This window comes from Pseudomonas sp. TZ252, from assembly GCF_056110345.1.
Genome location: NZ_CM148566.1, coordinates 6,304,548 through 6,319,574 on the forward strand (window position 1 = coordinate 6,304,548; position 15,027 = coordinate 6,319,574).

Sequence of the window (15,027 nt, forward strand, 5' to 3'; positions counted from 1 at the left end):
ATGGATATCGGGACGCTGCGAGGACTCGGCACGCTGCTGATCATGGTCGCCTTCATCGGTCTGGTGATCTGGGCCTACAGCGGCAAACGCAAGAAGAGCTTCGACGAAGCGACGATGCTGCCCTTCGCAGACGATCCCGAAGCCAAAAAGCACGTCGAGCAAGCTTCTAGGAGTAACAAAGAATGACCACCTTCTGGAGTCTGTACATCACAGCTCTTACCGTCGGTACCTTGATCGCCCTGCTCTGGCTGGTCTTCGCCACCCGCAAGGGCGAGGCCAAGGGTACTACCGAAAAGACCATGGGCCACTCCTACGACGGCATCGAGGAGTACGACAATCCGCTGCCGAAGTGGTGGTTCATGCTGTACATCGGCACCATCGTCTTCTCCGTCGGCTACCTGGTCCTGTACCCGGGCCTGGGTAACTGGAAAGGCGTGCTGCCGGGCTACGAGGGCGGCTGGACCCAGGACAAGCAGTGGGAACGCGAGATGAACATCGCCCAGGAGAAGTACGGGCCGATCTTCGCCAAGTACGCCGCCATGCCCATCGAGGAAGTGGCCAAGGACGAGCACGCCATGAAGATGGGCAGCCGCATGTTCGCCACCTACTGCTCGATCTGCCACGGTTCCGACGCCAAGGGCGCCCTCGGCTTCCCCAACCTGGCCGACAACGAGTGGCGCTGGGGCGGTGACCCGCAGAGCATCGAGACCACCATCCTCGGCGGTCGCCACGCGATCATGGCGGCCTGGGGCGACATCCTCGGCGAAGACGGGGTGAAGAACGTCGCCGCCTACGTCCGCACCGAACTCGCCGGGCTGAAGCTGCCGGAAGGCACCAAGGCCGACGTCGAGGCCGGCAAGCAGATCTTCTCGGTCAACTGCGTCGCCTGCCACGGCCCGGAAGGCAAGGGTACCGCCCTGGTCGGCGCGCCGAACCTGACCAACCCCGGCGCGTTCATCTACGGCTCCAGCTACGCCCAGCTCCAACAAACCATCCGCCATGGCCGCCAGGGCCAGATGCCGGCCCAGGAGCCCTACCTGGGCAAGGAAAAGGTGCACATCCTGGCCGCCTACATCTACAACCTGTCGCACAACCAGGGCAGCAACTGACCCCTCCCCCCACCCGCGCCCTCCCGGGCGCGGGTCCTTCCCCCGGTCTCAGACCTTAGTCCCAGGCGGCGCGACGAAGTGTCGCACCAGCGGACGCCTTTCCTACCCTTCCTTTTCAATCGCGTCTAAGCTGCTCTGCATTCGTCCCTCTCCGGCAGAGCGACGGGACACCTAACTTCACCGGCCGAACCCACTCGCCCGGATAGCGCCAAAAAGCCATACGGCCGCCTTGGAAAGCGCTCTGAAGCAGGCATCAAACTGGCGTCGCCCCTGGCCTGGCGCGTTGCAATGCCCACCCGCTTTCTCCATACTTGCCGCCGATTTTTTGTCCCTAAAAAAGTCCATTAACCGTGGAACCCCTAGCATGAGCACAGCAATCAGTCAGACTGCTTATAACTATAAGGTGGTCCGCCAGTTCGCCGTTATGACGGTGGTCTGGGGGGTCATTGGAATGGGTCTCGGTGTCCTGATCGCCGCCCAACTGGTATGGCCCGAATTGAACTTCGACCTGCCGTGGACGAGCTTCGGCCGCCTTCGCCCCCTGCACACCAACGCGGTGATCTTCGCCTTCGGTGGGTGCGCCCTCTTCGCCACCTCGTACTACGTGGTGCAACGTACCTCGCAAGCCCGACTGATTTCAGACACGCTGGCGGCCTTCACCTTCTGGGGTTGGCAGGCCGTGATCGTGGGCGCCGTGCTGACCCTGCCGCAGGGTTTCACCACCTCCAAGGAATACGCCGAACTGGAATGGCCGCTGGCCATCCTCCTGGCGATCGTCTGGATCACCTACGCGATCGTGTTCTTCGGCACCATCGTCAAGCGCAAGGTCAAGCACATCTATGTGGGCAACTGGTTCTACGGTGCCTTCATCCTGGTGACGGCGATGCTGCACATCGTCAACCACATGTCGCTGCCGGTGAGCTGGTTCAAGTCCTACTCCGCCTACTCCGGCGCCACCGATGCGATGGTCCAGTGGTGGTACGGGCACAACGCCGTGGGCTTCTTCCTGACCACCGGCTTCCTCGGCATGATGTACTACTTCGTGCCCAAGCAGGCCGAGCGTCCGGTCTATTCCTATCGCCTGTCCATCGTCCACTTCTGGGCGCTGATCTCCCTGTACATCTGGGCCGGCCCGCACCACCTGCACTACACCGCGCTGCCGGACTGGGCGCAGTCGCTGGGCATGGTGATGTCGCTGATCCTCCTGGCACCGAGCTGGGGCGGCATGATCAACGGCATGATGACCCTCTCCGGCGCCTGGCATAAGCTGCGCACCGACCCGATCCTGCGCTTCCTGGTGGTATCCCTGGCCTTCTACGGCATGTCCACCTTCGAAGGCCCGATGATGGCGATCAAGACCGTCAACGCCCTCTCCCACTACACCGACTGGACCATCGGCCACGTGCACGCCGGCGCCCTCGGCTGGGTGGCGATGATCTCCATCGGCTCGCTCTACCACCTGATCCCGAAAGTCTTCGGTCGCCCGCAGATGCACAGCATCGGCCTGATCAACGCGCACTTCTGGCTGGCCACCATCGGCACCGTGCTGTACATCGCCTCGATGTGGGTCAACGGCATCACCCAAGGCCTGATGTGGCGCGCGGTCAACGAGGACGGCACCCTGACCTACTCCTTCGTTGAAGCACTGGTCGCAAGCCACCCGGGCTTCATCGTGCGCATGATCGGCGGTGGTTTCTTCCTCACCGGCATGCTGCTGATGGCCTACAACACCTGGCGCACCGTGCGTGCTGCCAAGCCGGCCGAATACGAAGCCGCCGCGCAGATCGCCTGAGGAGCCCGACGTAAATGAAGAACCACGAAATACTCGAGAAGAACGTCGGCCTGCTGGCCATCTTCATGGTGATCGCCGTCAGCATCGGCGGCCTGACCCAGATCGTTCCGCTGTTCTTCCAGGACGTGACCAATACCCCGGTCGAAGGCATGAAGCCGCGTACCGCCCTGGAACTGGAAGGTCGCGACATCTACATCCGCGAAGGCTGCGTCGGCTGCCACTCGCAGATGGTCCGTCCGTTCCGTGCCGAGACCGAACGCTACGGCCATTACTCGGTCGCCGGTGAAAGCGTCTGGGACCACCCGTTCCTGTGGGGTTCCAAGCGTACCGGCCCGGACCTGGCCCGCGTCGGCGGCCGTTACTCCGACGACTGGCACCGCGCGCACCTGTACAACCCGCGCAACGTGGTGCCCGAGTCGAAGATGCCTGCCTACCCGTGGCTGGTAGAGAACAAGCTTGATGGCAAGGACACCGCCACCAAGATGGAAGTCCTGCGCAAGCTGGGCGTGCCTTACACCGACGAGGACATCGCCGGTGCACGTGAAGCCGTGAAGGGCAAGACCGAGATGGACGCCCTGGTGGCGTTCCTTCAAGGCCTGGGAACCTCTATCAAGAGCAAACGGTGAGTGTGATGGATATCGGGACTCTGCGTGGACTGGGCACCGTGGTGATCATGGTCGCCTTCATCGGCCTGGTGATCTGGGCCTACAGCGGCAAGCGCAAGAAGAGCTTCGACGAAGCGACGATGCTGCCCTTCGCAGACGATCCCGAAGCCAAAAAGCACGTCGAGCAAGCTTCTAGGAGTAACAAAGAATGACGACCTTCTGGAGTCTGTACATTACAGCTCTCACCCTCGGCACCCTGCTGGCGCTGACCTGGCTGATCTTCGCCACCCGCAAGGGCCAGCGCAGCAGCACCACCGACGAGACCGTGGGCCACTCCTACGACGGCATCGAGGAGTACGACAACCCGCTGCCGAAGTGGTGGTTCATGCTGTTCGTCGGCACCCTGGTGTTCGCCGTGGGGTACCTGGCCCTGTACCCGGGCCTGGGCACCTGGAAAGGCCTGATGCCGGGCTACCAGTCCGCCGACGAATTCGCCGACAAGGAAAAAGGCTGGACCGGCGTCCACCAGTGGGAAAAGGAAATGGCCAAGGCCGACGAGAAATACGGCCCGATCTTCGCCAAGTTCGCCGCGATGCCCATCGAGGAAGTCGCCAAGGATCCGCAGGCGGTGAAAATGGGCGGTCGCCTGTTCGCCTCCAACTGCTCGATCTGCCACGGCTCCGACGCCAAGGGCGCCTACGGCTTCCCCAACCTGACCGACGCCGACTGGCGCTGGGGCGGCGAGCCGGAAACCATCAAGACCACCATCATGGCTGGCCGCCACGCCGCCATGCCGGCCTGGGGTGAAGTGATCGGCGAGGAAGGCGTGAAGAACGTCGCCGCTTTCGTCCTCACCCAGATGGATGGCCGCAAGCTGCCGGAAGGCGCCAAGGCGGACATCGAGGCCGGCAAGCAGGTCTTCGCTACCACCTGCGTCGCCTGCCACGGTCCGGAAGGCAAGGGCACCCCGGCGATGGGCGCTCCCGATCTGACCCACCCCGGCGCGTTCATCTACGGCTCCAGCTTCGCGCAACTGCAGCAGACCATCCGCTACGGTCGCCAGGGTGTGATGCCGGCGCAACAGGAACACCTGGGCAACGACAAGGTGCACCTGCTGGCCGCCTACGTATACAGCCTGTCGCACGGCGAGAAGAGCGCCGAATAAGCGCTCCCTCCCCCACGACCCAGACGGCGCCGGCAACCCCGGCGCCGTTTTATTTTGTGCAAAAGAAAAGCGCGAATGGGACAATACGCGACCAAAAGTCGCACAGTTACCGCAAAAAGCCTGATAGATCAGGCGTATAATCAGTAGGCGTGCAACTATTTTCTGACCCTGTCGGCATGTACCGGCCGGGCGCCCCCCACTGCCGTGGTACGCACTGATGAGCAAACAGATTCCCGTTCAAGACGTCACCCCGCCTGCCAAGGGCGACACCAATAACAACGATCTCTACGCCAAGCGCGAGAAGATCTACACCCGGGCCTTCACCGGTATCTTCCGCCGACTGCGCATGGTGGGCGGTGCGGCGCTCTTCCTCCTCTACTTCGGTACCGTCTGGCTCAACTGGAGCGGCCGCCAGGCCGTCTGGTGGGACCTGCCCGAGCGCAAGTTCTACATCTTCGGCGCCACCTTCTGGCCGCAGGACTTCATGCTGCTGTCCTGGCTGCTGATCGTCTGCGCCTTCGGCCTGTTCTTCATCACCGTGTTCGCCGGTCGCGTCTGGTGCGGCTATACCTGCCCGCAGAGCGTATGGACCTGGATCTACATGTGGTGCGAGAAGGTCACCGAAGGCGACCGCAACCAGCGCATCAAGCTGGACAAGGCCCCGATGAGCGGCAACAAGCTGCTGCGCAAGACCGCCAAGCACAGCCTGTGGCTGCTGATCGGCCTGGTCACCGGCCTGACCTTCGTCGGCTACTTCTCGCCGATCCGCGAGCTGATTCCCGAGCTGCTCACCGGCCAGGCCGACGGCTGGGCCTACTTCTGGGTCGGCTTCTTCACCCTGGCCACCTACGGCAACGCCGGCTGGCTGCGCGAGCAGGTGTGCATCTACATGTGCCCCTACGCGCGCTTCCAGAGCGTGATGTTCGACAAGGACACCCTGATCGTCTCCTACGATCCGCGTCGTGGCGAGAAGCGCGGCCCGCGCAAGAAGTCCCTCGACTACAAGGCCCAGGGCCTGGGCGACTGCATCGACTGCACGATGTGCGTGCAGGTCTGCCCGACCGGCATCGACATCCGCGACGGCCTGCAGATCGAGTGCATCGGCTGCGCGGCGTGCATCGACGCCTGCGACAGCATCATGGAGAAGATGAACTACCCGAAAGGGCTGATCAGCTACACCACCGAGCACAACCTCAACGGCCAGAAGACCCACCTGGCCCGGCCGCGCCTGATCGGCTACGCCATCGCCCTGGTGCTGATGATCTCCGCCCTGATCACCGCGGTGGTCCTGCGTCCGCTGGTCGGCTTCGACGTTAGCAAGGACCGCGTGCTCTACCGCGAGAACGAACTCGGCCGCATCGAGAACGTGTACAGCCTGAAGATCATGAACAAGGATCAGCAGGACCACACCTACATCCTCGGCGCCAAGGGCCTCGAAGGCCTGACCCTGGAAGGCCGGCGCGAGCTGAAGGTGGCGGCGGGCGACATCCTCAACCTGCCGATGGAACTGTCCATCGAGCCGGAGAAGCTGCCTTCGACCACCAACGAGATCGTCTTCACCATCGAGTCGGCCGACGACCCGAGCATCCATAAAGAAGCGAAGAGTCGCTTCATTGGCCCACGCACCCGTTGAGTAACTTGAGCATGCAGTCCGAGACCCACCCTCAACCCTGGTACAAACACTTCTGGGCCTGGTTCATTGTGGCCCTCCTGGCGACCTCGGTGGTGCTCGGGCTGAGCCTGGTCACCATCGCGGTGCGCAACCAGGACACCCTGGTCACCGACAACTACTACGAGGCCGGCAAGGGCATCAACCGCTCCCTGGAACGCGAGAACCTGGCCGTACGCCTGCAAGTCCACGCCAAGGTCAAGGTCGACGACCTGACCGGCGAAGTCGAAGTGCGCCTGACCGGCAACAGCCGTCCGGATCAGCTCACCCTCAACCTGATCTCGCCGACCCAGCCGGAGAAGGACCGCCGCGTGGAGCTGCTGCGCAGCAACTCCGACCGCGAGCGCTACGTCGGGCAACTGACCGACGCCGTCGAGGGCCGTCGCTTCGTCGAACTGCTCGGCCAGGAAGGCAGCGGCCAGTGGCGTCTTTTCGAGGAAGAGGTGGTATCGCCGACCGTGGTCATGGAGCTGGGTGACGAACCGCTCCAGGGAGCAGAAGCGAAGCGCCCATGAGCGCCCCCCTGCCCTGCTACCACTGCGGCTTGCCGGTCCCCGCCGGCAGCCGCTTCGAGGCCCGCGTGCTCGGCGAGACGCGGGCCATGTGCTGTCCGGGCTGCCAGGCGGTGGCCGAGGCCATCGTCGCCGGCGGCCTGGAAAGCTACTACCGGCACCGCAGCGAAAACGCCGCCAACCCCGAAGCCTTGCCCAAGGCGCTCAGCGAAGAGTTGCAGCTCTACGACCGCCCGGACGTACAGGGCGGCTTCGTCCGCCATGAGGGCGAGCTGGCGGAAACCAGCCTGATGATCGAAGGCATCAGTTGCGCCGCCTGCGGCTGGCTGATCGAGAAGCACCTGCGCCAGTTGCCTGGCGTGGCCGAGGCGCGGCTCAACCTGTCCAACCATCGCCTGCACGTGCGCTGGCAGGACAGCCAGTTGCCGCTCAGCCAGTTGCTCGGCGAACTGCGCCAGATCGGCTATGCCGGCCATCCCTACCAACCCGACCACGCCACCGAGCGCCTGGCCATGGAGAACCGCCGCGCCCTGCGCCAGCTCGGTGTCGCCGGGCTGCTGTGGATCCAGGTGATGATGGCGGTGATGGCGACCTGGCCGGAATTCAACCTCGACCTTTCCGCCGGCATGGACCGCATCCTGCGCTGGGTCAGCCTGATCCTCACCACGCCGATCGTCTTCTACTGCTGCGGCCAGTTCTTCCGTGGCGCCCTGCGCGACCTGCGCACCCGCCACCTGACCATGGACGTCTCGGTGTCGCTGGCGATCGGCGGCGCCTACGTCGCCGGCATCTGGTCGACGATCACCGGCCAGGGCGAGCTGTATTTCGACGCGGTCGGCATGTTCGCCCTGTTCCTCCTCGCCGGCCGCTACCTCGAACGCCGCGCGCGGGAGCGCACCGCCGCCTCCACCGCGCAACTGGTCAACCTGCTGCCGGCGTCCTGCCTGCGCCTGGACGCCGCCAACCAGGGCGAGCGCATCCTGCTCAGCGAACTGCGCGTCGGCGACCGCGTGCTGGTACCGCCAGGCGCCGTGCTGCCGGCCGACGGAGTGATCCTCGACGGCCAGTCCAGCGTCGACGAGTCGCTGCTCACCGGCGAGTACCTACCCCATCCACGCCAGGCCGGCGACACCGTCACCGGCGGTACCCTGAACGTCGAGGGGCCGCTGACCGTCGAGGTCGGCGCCCTTGGCGACGACAGCCGCCTGTCGGCCATCGTCCGCCTGCTGGAACGCGCCCAGGCGGACAAGCCGCGCCTGGCGGAACTGGCCGACAAGGTGGCGCAGTGGTTCCTGCTCATCGTCCTGCTGGTCGCCGCAGCGGTCGGCGCGCTGTGGTGGCAGGTCGACCACCAGCGCGCCTTCTGGGTGGTGCTGTCGCTGCTGGTCGCCACCTGCCCCTGCGCCCTGTCGCTGGCCACGCCCACCGCGCTCACCGCGGCCACCGGCAGCCTGCACAAGCTCGGCCTGCTGATCACGCGCGGGCACGTGCTGGAAGGGCTGAACCACATCGACACGGTAATCTTCGACAAGACCGGCACCCTCACCGAAGGCCGCCTGACGCTCAAGCAGGTGCTACCCCTGCGCGATCTCGACGCGGATCGCTGCCTGGCCCTCGCCGCCGCCCTCGAGAACCGTTCCGAACACCCCATCGCCCGCGCCTTCGGCCGTGCGCCGGAGGCCGCCGACAGCGTCGCAAGCCATCCGGGACTGGGCCTCGAAGGCCTGGTGGAAGGCCGCCGCCTGCGCATCGGCCAGGCCGCCTTCGTCAGCAACCTGGGCGGCAGCGCCACGCCCGCGATGCCCGGCGACTCCGGACAGTGGCTGCTGCTCGGCGACGAGCAGGGACCGCTGGCCTGGTTCGGTCTCGACGACCGCCTGCGCAGCGACGCCCCCGCCCTGCTCGCCGCCTGCAAGGCGCGCGGCTGGCGCACCCTCCTGCTATCCGGTGACGCCTCGCCGATGGTCGCCAGCGTCGCTGCCGAACTGGGCATCGACGAAGCCCGCGGCGGCCTGACCCCGGACGACAAGCTGGCCATGCTCGAACGCCTGCACGGCGAGGGCCGCCGGGTGCTGATGCTCGGTGACGGAGTCAACGACGTACCGGTGCTCGCCGGTGCCGACATCAGCGTCGCCATGGGCAGCGCCACCGACCTGGCCAAGACCAGCGCCGACGCGGTGCTCCTGTCCAACCGCCTGGACAGCCTGGTGCAGGCTTTCCGGCTGGCGCGCCGCACCCGCCATATCATCATCGAGAACCTGGCCTGGGCCAGCCTGTACAATGGCCTGGTCCTGCCCTTCGCCGCGCTCGGCTGGATCACCCCGGGCTGGGCGGCGATCGGCATGTCGGTCAGTTCGCTGCTGGTGGTGGTCAACGCCCTGCGGCTGACCCGAATCCCTTCGCCGAGGTCCGTATGGCCGCGCTCTACATCCTGATCCCCGTCGCGATCGTCATCGTCGCCATCGCCATCTACGTGTTCTTCTGGGCGGTGGACAGCGGCCAGTACGACGATCTCGACGGCCCCGCCCACAGCATTCTCTTCGACGACGAAGACCCGAAGCACCAGGCCGGCGTCGACGAAGCGGAGAAGCCGTCGAAACCCGAGGACCGACCGCGTGGCTGAACTGGCGCCGCTGCTGGTTTCCGCGCTGATCCTCGGCCTGCTCGGGGGAGGCCACTGCCTGGGCATGTGCGGCGGCCTGATGGGCGCCCTGACCCTGGCCATTCCCGCCGAACAGCGCGGCCGTCGTCTGCGCCTGCTGCTGGCCTACAACCTCGGCCGCATCCTCAGCTACGCCTGCGCCGGCCTGCTGCTCGGCCTGGCCGGCTGGGCGGTGGCGCGTACCCCGTTGGCCGGCGCGCTGCGGGTGGTCGCCGGGCTGCTGCTGATCGCCATGGGACTCTACCTGGCCGGCTGGTGGAGCGGCCTGACCCGCGTCGAGGCGCTCGGTCGCGGCCTCTGGCGCCACCTGGAACCCTTCGCCCGGCGCCTGCTGCCGGTCTCCAGCCTGCCACGGGCCCTGCTGCTCGGAGCGATCTGGGGCTGGCTGCCCTGCGGGCTGGTCTACAGCACCCTGCTCTGGGCCACCAGCCAGGGATCGGCACTGGACAGCGCGCTGCTGATGCTGGCGTTCGGCCTCGGCACCTGGCCGGTTCTGCTGGCCACCGGCATGGCCGCCGAACGGGTGACCGCCCTGCTGCGCCGTCGCGGCGTACGCATCGTGGGCGGCCTGATGGTCATCCTCTTCGGCCTCTGGACCCTCCCAGGACCGCACCAGGCCTGGCTGATGGGGCATTGACGGACGCCCGTCCCAACATCGGGCGACACATCCTGTATACATTCACCCGCTTGATACAAATCAACAGGCCTTCCCGGCGCAATCCCTAGACTTCCCGACTAAAGCTCGCCAACTGGGGATCTCTGGCATGCTCGACACCATTCGCTGGGACGCTGACCTGATTCGGCGCTACGACCTTTCCGGCCCGCGTTACACCTCCTATCCGACCGCCGTGCAGTTCCACGAAGGCATCGGCCCGTTCGACCAGTTGCACGCCCTGCGCGACAGCCGGAAGGCCGGACACCCCCTGTCGCTCTACGTGCACATCCCGTTCTGCGCCAACATCTGCTACTACTGCGCCTGCAACAAGGTGATCACCAAGGATCGCGGGCGCAGCGCGCCGTACCTTGCGCGCCTGGTCCGCGAGATCGAGATCGTCAGCCGCCACCTCTCCCGCGAGCAGGTGGTCGAGCAACTGCACTTCGGTGGCGGAACCCCGACCTTCCTCAGTCCCGGCCAGTTGCGCGAACTCATGTCGCAATTGCGCACCCACCTCAACCTGCTGGACGACGATTCGGGCGACTACGGCATCGAGATCGACCCGCGCGAGGCCGACTGGTCGACCATGGGCCTGCTCCGCGAACTCGGTTTCAACCGCGTCAGCCTCGGCGTACAGGACTTCGACATGGAGGTGCAGAAGGCGGTCAACCGCATGCAGACCCCGGAGGAGACCCGTACCATCGTCGAGGCCGCGCGCACCCTGCAATACCGCTCGATCAACCTCGACCTGATCTACGGACTGCCGAAACAGACGCCGGACAGCTTCGCCCGCACGGTCGACGAAGTGATCGCGCTACAGCCGGATCGCCTCTCGGTGTTCAACTACGCCCACCTGCCCGAGCGTTTCATGCCGCAGCGGCGGATCAACGCCGACGACCTGCCGAGCCCGGGCCAGAAGCTGGAAATGCTCCAGCGCACCACCGAGCAACTCGCCGCGGCGGGCTACCGCTATATCGGCATGGATCACTTCGCCCTGCCCGACGACGAGCTGGCCAGCGCCCAGGAAGACGGCACCCTGCAACGCAATTTCCAGGGCTACACCACGCACGGGCACTGTGACCTGGTAGGTCTCGGGGTCTCGGCGATCAGCCAGATCGGCGACCTCTACAGCCAGAACAGCAGCGACATCAACGACTACCAGACCAGCCTCGACAACGGCCAGTTGGCGATCCGTCGCGGCCTGCACTGCAACAGCGACGACCGGGTGCGGCGCGCGGTGATCCAGCAACTGATCTGCCACTTCGAACTGGCCTTCGAGGATATCGAGACAGAGTTCGGCATCGACTTCCGCAGTTACTTCGCCGAGCTGTGGCCCGATCTCGAACGCTTCGCCGCCGATGGCCTGATCCGCCTGGACGCCAAGGGCATCGACATCACGTCTTCCGGACGTCTGCTGGTGCGTTCGATCTGCATGCTGTTCGACCGCTACCTGCCCAGCCTCAACCGGCAGCGCTTCTCCCGGGTGATCTGAAAGCGCACCGCCCTGCCCGCACGACAGGGCGGTGAATCCCCGCCCCTTCTACCGGCTGCCCATGACCTTCATGATCAGCGCCGGGTCGCTGATACCCATCTCCTTGATGGCCGATGCCATCGCTGCCGTCGCCGTCTGCAGGGCGGAGTTGAGTTGTTGCAACTCCTTCTGCAACTCAGGCACGCGAGCCTCCTTCGCCCCCGGATCGGACGACCTCATGGCCTCCTGCAGCTCCCTGAGCTTCTCTTCGATCTTCTTCTTCAACTGGCGGATCATCTTCACCATCGGCCGCAACTCCTGCGGGATATCCTCGTCCTCCTCCTCCACCGGCACCCCCATGGTGGCGGCCAGCTCGCGCCCTGCCTGGGAAAGCCGTACATGCTGATCGGCGGCGTCGGTGCCGGCGGCCGGGTCTTCCGCCTGCTCGGCGGTGCCGGTCCGCGCGGCCTTGGCGTCCGCGGCGGCGCGCGACGAGGGCGGCACCTGGGTGGTGATCCAGCCACTGAGGGTCAACATTCCAGTCACTCCGGGAAAAATGGAATTCTTCCATTGGATCGGCCCACGCGTCGCGAACTTGAGCCCCCTTTTCGTCGCCCCTTGACAGGGTGCGACAGGTAGTCGCAGTTGTTTGACGCAAGTCACTGATTGGAAACGCCATCGGCCTGTCAGAAATGGTCGTTGCCAGACCTATGGCTGGCACCCGCATCGTGGCTGCGTTACCCTTACTCCTGTTGTGCCTTTAACCTAGCAAGGACCCCTCAATGGCCGAAACCATCAAGGTGCGCGCACTGCCCCAAGCACACTGCAAGGATTGCAGTCTGGCCCCGCTGTGCCTCCCCCTGTCGCTGACCGTGGAAGACATGGATTCGCTGGACGAGATCGTCAAGCGCGGTCGTCCCCTGAAGAAAGGCGAATTCCTGTTCCGCCAGGGCGATCCTTTCGGCTCGGTCTTTGCCGTGCGCTCCGGCGCCCTGAAAACCTTCAGCATCACCGATGCCGGCGAAGAGCAGATCACCGGCTTCCACCTGCCCAGCGAGCTGGTCGGCCTGTCCGGGATGGATACCGAGACCTATCCGGTATCCGCCCAGGCCCTGGAAACCACCTCGGTCTGCGAGATTCCCTTCGAGCGCCTGGACGAACTGTCCGAGCAGCTGCCGCAACTGCGCCGCCAACTGATGCGCCTGATGAGCCGGGAAATCCGCGATGACCAGCAGATGATGCTGCTGCTGTCGAAGAAGACTGCCGACGAGCGCATCGCCACCTTCCTGGTCAACCTGTCGGCGCGCTTCCGTGCCCGTGGCTTCTCCGCCCAGCAGTTCCGCCTGGCCATGTCGCGCAACGAGATCGGCAACTATCTCGGCCTGGCCGTGGAAACCGTGTCGCGGGTCTTCACCCGCTTCCAGCAGAACGGCCTGATCAGCGCGGAAGGCAAGGAAGTGCACATCCTCGACGCCATCGAGCTGTGCGCCCTCGCCGGCGGCCAGCTGGAAGGCTGAAGCGCCTGCGAACCGCCAACGGGCCCGCCTCAGCGCGGGCCCGTTGTATGATGGGCCCCGAAAAACGCCCAGCCCAGGATCTTCCATGATTTTCGACGAGTTCACCCTCAAGTCGCAGATCCGCGCCGTGCCGGACTTTCCCAAGCCCGGCGTGGTGTTCCGCGACATCACCCCGCTGTTCCAGTCGCCACGCGCGCTGCGCATGACCGTGGACAGCTTCGTCCAGCGCTACATCGAGGCCGATTTCAGCCACATCGGCGCCATGGATGCCCGCGGCTTCCTCATCGGCTCGGCGGTGGCCTATGCGCTGAACAAGCCGCTGGTCCTGTTCCGCAAGCAGGGCAAGCTACCCGCCGACGTACTCGCCGAGGGCTACCAGACCGAATACGGCGAGGCCTTCCTCGAAGTACATGCCGACAGCCTCTGCGAAGGCGACAGCGTACTGATCTTCGACGACCTCATCGCCACCGGCGGGACCCTGCTGGCGGCCGCGAGCCTGGTACGACGCCTCGGGGCCAGGGTCTTCGAGGCCGCGGCGATCATCGACCTGCCGGAACTCGGCGGCTCCACTCGCCTGCAGGACGCCGGCATCTCCACCTTCAGTCTCACCGCGTTCGCTCTCGACGAGCGTTGATACGCCGGGGGGCGCCCTGGCGCCCCGCGCTCGCTCCTTGCGCCCCATCTTCCGTCTGGTCGAGCCGACCTGGCCATTAATGACTTCGAAATGGCCAGGAATGACCTCCCGCTGTTGGACAATCCTGCAATAATTACATCAGCTAATGACACATTCAGAGGTGTTATAGCGAACTCGCCATAGGGAACCCGAGGAAACCTGTGCGTTTCCCCTCCCCAGAACAACAAAAGGAGTTAGCCATGACTGCCACTGGCACCGCCTCCCCGGTTCGCGCCAATTTCCCCGTGCGGCGGATGGATTTCAGCTTCAGCGAAACCCCGAAGTACTGGTGGGACGGCCAACCCTTCATGACCCAGTTCATGAACAACCTGTCCTCGCTTTTCCCCTACGGCGAAAAATTCTTCGTCGATAGCGTGCGCGCGGTGCGCGACCGCCTGGAGGATCCGCAACTGAAGAAGGACGTCAGCGCCTTCATCGGCCAGGAGGCGATGCACTCCAAGGAGCATGCCGCCTACAACGAATATGCCGAGGAGCACGGGGTCGACCTGGAGTGCCTCGAACTGCGGATCAAGGTCCTGCTGGAAAACGTCAGCAAGGTCACCACCAGGAAACACCAGTTGGCGATCACCTGCGCCCTCGAGCATTTCACCGCGACCATGGCCGCGCAGCTGCTCAAGCGCGAAGACCTGACCATCCAGATGCAGTCGCCGAAGATGTACAAGCTGTGGATGTGGCATGCCATCGAGGAGAACGAACACAAGAATGTCGCCTACGATGTGTACCAGAAAGTCTACGGCGGCTACTTCACCCGGGTTCTGGTGATGATGCTGACCACCCTGATGTTCTTCGGCGTCATCGGCTGGTTCCAGCTCGACCTGCTACGCAAGGACGGCCAATTGTTCAACTGGCGCTCCTGGAAGCATGGCCTGGGCACCCTGTTCGGCCTGCGCAAGGGCTTCTTCACCCGCCTGCTGCTGCCCTACCTGGACTACTACCGGCCGGGCTTCCACCCCAGCGACCACGACACCGCGAAACTGGAGAAATACTGGAAGGACAAACTGGCCTTCGCCGATTGAAGCCCGCCTCCGCCAGTGCCGCTCCGCCCCCGACGCCAGGCCCCGCCTGGCGTTTCTTATTCGAGAGAAGAACAGGATATTGCACACGGAAAAGCCTCCGTTTCGACTAGCGTTCCTGAATCCGCCATTTTACGGAGGAAATAATTAGTCAATTCCTATC

Annotated in this window: 16 protein-coding genes; 15 read left to right on the plus strand and 1 reads right to left on the minus strand. The window is 64.8% G+C overall.

The window, feature by feature from the left end:
• The 12 genes from ACYAF3_RS29110 to hemN all read left to right on the plus strand — a co-directional run bounded on the left by ACYAF3_RS29110 (position 1) and on the right by hemN (position 11,661).
• Positions 1-186 carry a CcoQ/FixQ family Cbb3-type cytochrome c oxidase assembly chaperone gene (locus ACYAF3_RS29110; RefSeq protein ID WP_003087314.1) on the plus strand — a complete coding sequence of 62 codons (186 nt, stop codon included), beginning with the start codon at positions 1-3 and terminating at the stop codon, positions 184-186.
• Positions 183-1,109: a cytochrome-c oxidase, cbb3-type subunit III gene (gene ccoP / locus ACYAF3_RS29115; protein ID WP_003087308.1), complete on the plus strand. Its 927-nt coding sequence runs from the start codon at positions 183-185 to the stop codon at positions 1,107-1,109. Before ACYAF3_RS29110 ends, ccoP (ACYAF3_RS29115) begins: the two co-directional genes overlap by 4 nt.
• A 364-nt stretch (positions 1,110-1,473) precedes the next feature.
• The gene (gene ccoN, locus ACYAF3_RS29120; RefSeq protein WP_003087306.1) at positions 1,474-2,901 is read left to right on the plus strand and encodes a cytochrome-c oxidase, cbb3-type subunit I; all 1,428 of its coding nucleotides are present in this window, start codon (positions 1,474-1,476) and stop codon (positions 2,899-2,901) included.
• A 14-nt stretch (positions 2,902-2,915) separates the two neighbouring features.
• A complete protein-coding gene (gene ccoO / locus ACYAF3_RS29125; protein ID WP_003087303.1) occupies positions 2,916-3,527 on the plus strand; it encodes a cytochrome-c oxidase, cbb3-type subunit II in 612 nt (203 codons plus the stop codon).
• Positions 3,528-3,532: 5 nt separating this feature from the next.
• Positions 3,533-3,718: a CcoQ/FixQ family Cbb3-type cytochrome c oxidase assembly chaperone gene (locus tag ACYAF3_RS29130; protein WP_003087298.1), complete on the plus strand. Its 186-nt coding sequence runs from the start codon at positions 3,533-3,535 to the stop codon at positions 3,716-3,718.
• Complete coding sequence (gene ccoP / locus ACYAF3_RS29135) at positions 3,715-4,671, plus strand: cytochrome-c oxidase, cbb3-type subunit III (RefSeq protein WP_003087292.1); 957 nt, start codon at positions 3,715-3,717, stop codon at positions 4,669-4,671. The genes ACYAF3_RS29130 and ccoP (ACYAF3_RS29135) overlap by 4 nt, the downstream gene beginning before the upstream one ends.
• Before the next feature lie 217 nt (positions 4,672-4,888).
• Positions 4,889-6,304: a cytochrome c oxidase accessory protein CcoG gene (ccoG, locus tag ACYAF3_RS29140; RefSeq protein ID WP_003087288.1), complete on the plus strand. Its 1,416-nt coding sequence runs from the start codon at positions 4,889-4,891 to the stop codon at positions 6,302-6,304.
• 11 nt (positions 6,305-6,315) lie between these two features.
• Positions 6,316-6,855, plus strand: a complete 540-nt coding sequence (locus ACYAF3_RS29145; RefSeq protein ID WP_003159982.1) for a FixH family protein — start codon at positions 6,316-6,318, stop codon at positions 6,853-6,855.
• Positions 6,852-9,287, plus strand: a complete 2,436-nt coding sequence (locus tag ACYAF3_RS29150; RefSeq protein ID WP_003111083.1) for a heavy metal translocating P-type ATPase — start codon at positions 6,852-6,854, stop codon at positions 9,285-9,287. The genes ACYAF3_RS29145 and ACYAF3_RS29150 overlap by 4 nt, the downstream gene beginning before the upstream one ends.
• A complete protein-coding gene (gene ccoS / locus ACYAF3_RS29155) occupies positions 9,266-9,475 on the plus strand; it encodes a cbb3-type cytochrome oxidase assembly protein CcoS (RefSeq protein ID WP_003087273.1) in 210 nt (69 codons plus the stop codon). The genes ACYAF3_RS29150 and ccoS overlap by 22 nt, the downstream gene beginning before the upstream one ends.
• Positions 9,468-10,151 carry a sulfite exporter TauE/SafE family protein gene (locus tag ACYAF3_RS29160; RefSeq protein ID WP_003087270.1) on the plus strand — a complete coding sequence of 228 codons (684 nt, stop codon included), beginning with the start codon at positions 9,468-9,470 and terminating at the stop codon, positions 10,149-10,151. The genes ccoS and ACYAF3_RS29160 overlap by 8 nt, the downstream gene beginning before the upstream one ends.
• A 127-nt stretch (positions 10,152-10,278) precedes the next feature.
• Positions 10,279-11,661, plus strand: a complete 1,383-nt coding sequence (gene hemN / locus ACYAF3_RS29165; RefSeq protein WP_003087267.1) for an oxygen-independent coproporphyrinogen III oxidase — start codon at positions 10,279-10,281, stop codon at positions 11,659-11,661.
• Between the two features lie 48 nt (positions 11,662-11,709).
• On the opposite strand, the gene ACYAF3_RS29170 is transcribed toward hemN, so the two are convergent.
• Positions 11,710-12,177, minus strand: a complete 468-nt coding sequence (locus tag ACYAF3_RS29170) for a hypothetical protein (RefSeq protein ID WP_003103936.1) — start codon at positions 12,175-12,177, stop codon at positions 11,710-11,712.
• A gap of 245 nt (positions 12,178-12,422) precedes the next feature.
• On the opposite strand from ACYAF3_RS29170, the gene anr reads away from it, so the two are divergent.
• The 3 genes from anr (at position 12,423) to ACYAF3_RS29185 (ending at position 14,867) form a co-directional block, all read left to right on the plus strand.
• Entirely contained in the window at positions 12,423-13,157 is a 735-nt protein-coding gene (anr, locus tag ACYAF3_RS29175; protein WP_031755760.1) for a transcriptional regulator Anr, read from the plus strand.
• 85 nt (positions 13,158-13,242) lie between these two features.
• Complete coding sequence (locus ACYAF3_RS29180; RefSeq protein ID WP_003087259.1) at positions 13,243-13,791, plus strand: adenine phosphoribosyltransferase; 549 nt, start codon at positions 13,243-13,245, stop codon at positions 13,789-13,791.
• A 239-nt stretch (positions 13,792-14,030) separates the two neighbouring features.
• Positions 14,031-14,867: a metal-dependent hydrolase gene (locus ACYAF3_RS29185; protein ID WP_003087258.1), complete on the plus strand. Its 837-nt coding sequence runs from the start codon at positions 14,031-14,033 to the stop codon at positions 14,865-14,867.
• Positions 14,868-15,027: the final 160 nt, after the last annotated feature.

Coding starts and splice junctions, on each gene's coding strand:
- ACYAF3_RS29110 (WP_003087314.1), top strand. CDS start 1: ATGGATATCGGGACGCTGCGAGGACTCGGCACGCTGCTGATCATGGTC.
- ccoP (WP_003087308.1), top strand. CDS start 183: ATGACCACCTTCTGGAGTCTGTACATCACAGCTCTTACCGTCGGTACC.
- ccoN (WP_003087306.1), top strand. CDS start 1,474: ATGAGCACAGCAATCAGTCAGACTGCTTATAACTATAAGGTGGTCCGC.
- ccoO (WP_003087303.1), top strand. CDS start 2,916: ATGAAGAACCACGAAATACTCGAGAAGAACGTCGGCCTGCTGGCCATC.
- ACYAF3_RS29130 (WP_003087298.1), top strand. CDS start 3,533: ATGGATATCGGGACTCTGCGTGGACTGGGCACCGTGGTGATCATGGTC.
- ccoP (WP_003087292.1), top strand. CDS start 3,715: ATGACGACCTTCTGGAGTCTGTACATTACAGCTCTCACCCTCGGCACC.
- ccoG (WP_003087288.1), top strand. CDS start 4,889: ATGAGCAAACAGATTCCCGTTCAAGACGTCACCCCGCCTGCCAAGGGC.
- ACYAF3_RS29145 (WP_003159982.1), top strand. CDS start 6,316: ATGCAGTCCGAGACCCACCCTCAACCCTGGTACAAACACTTCTGGGCC.
- ACYAF3_RS29150 (WP_003111083.1), top strand. CDS start 6,852: ATGAGCGCCCCCCTGCCCTGCTACCACTGCGGCTTGCCGGTCCCCGCC.
- ccoS (WP_003087273.1), top strand. CDS start 9,266: ATGGCCGCGCTCTACATCCTGATCCCCGTCGCGATCGTCATCGTCGCC.
- hemN (WP_003087267.1), top strand. CDS start 10,279: ATGCTCGACACCATTCGCTGGGACGCTGACCTGATTCGGCGCTACGAC.
- ACYAF3_RS29170 (WP_003103936.1), bottom strand. CDS start 12,177: ATGTTGACCCTCAGTGGCTGGATCACCACCCAGGTGCCGCCCTCGTCG.
- anr (WP_031755760.1), top strand. CDS start 12,423: ATGGCCGAAACCATCAAGGTGCGCGCACTGCCCCAAGCACACTGCAAG.
- ACYAF3_RS29180 (WP_003087259.1), top strand. CDS start 13,243: ATGATTTTCGACGAGTTCACCCTCAAGTCGCAGATCCGCGCCGTGCCG.
- ACYAF3_RS29185 (WP_003087258.1), top strand. CDS start 14,031: ATGACTGCCACTGGCACCGCCTCCCCGGTTCGCGCCAATTTCCCCGTG.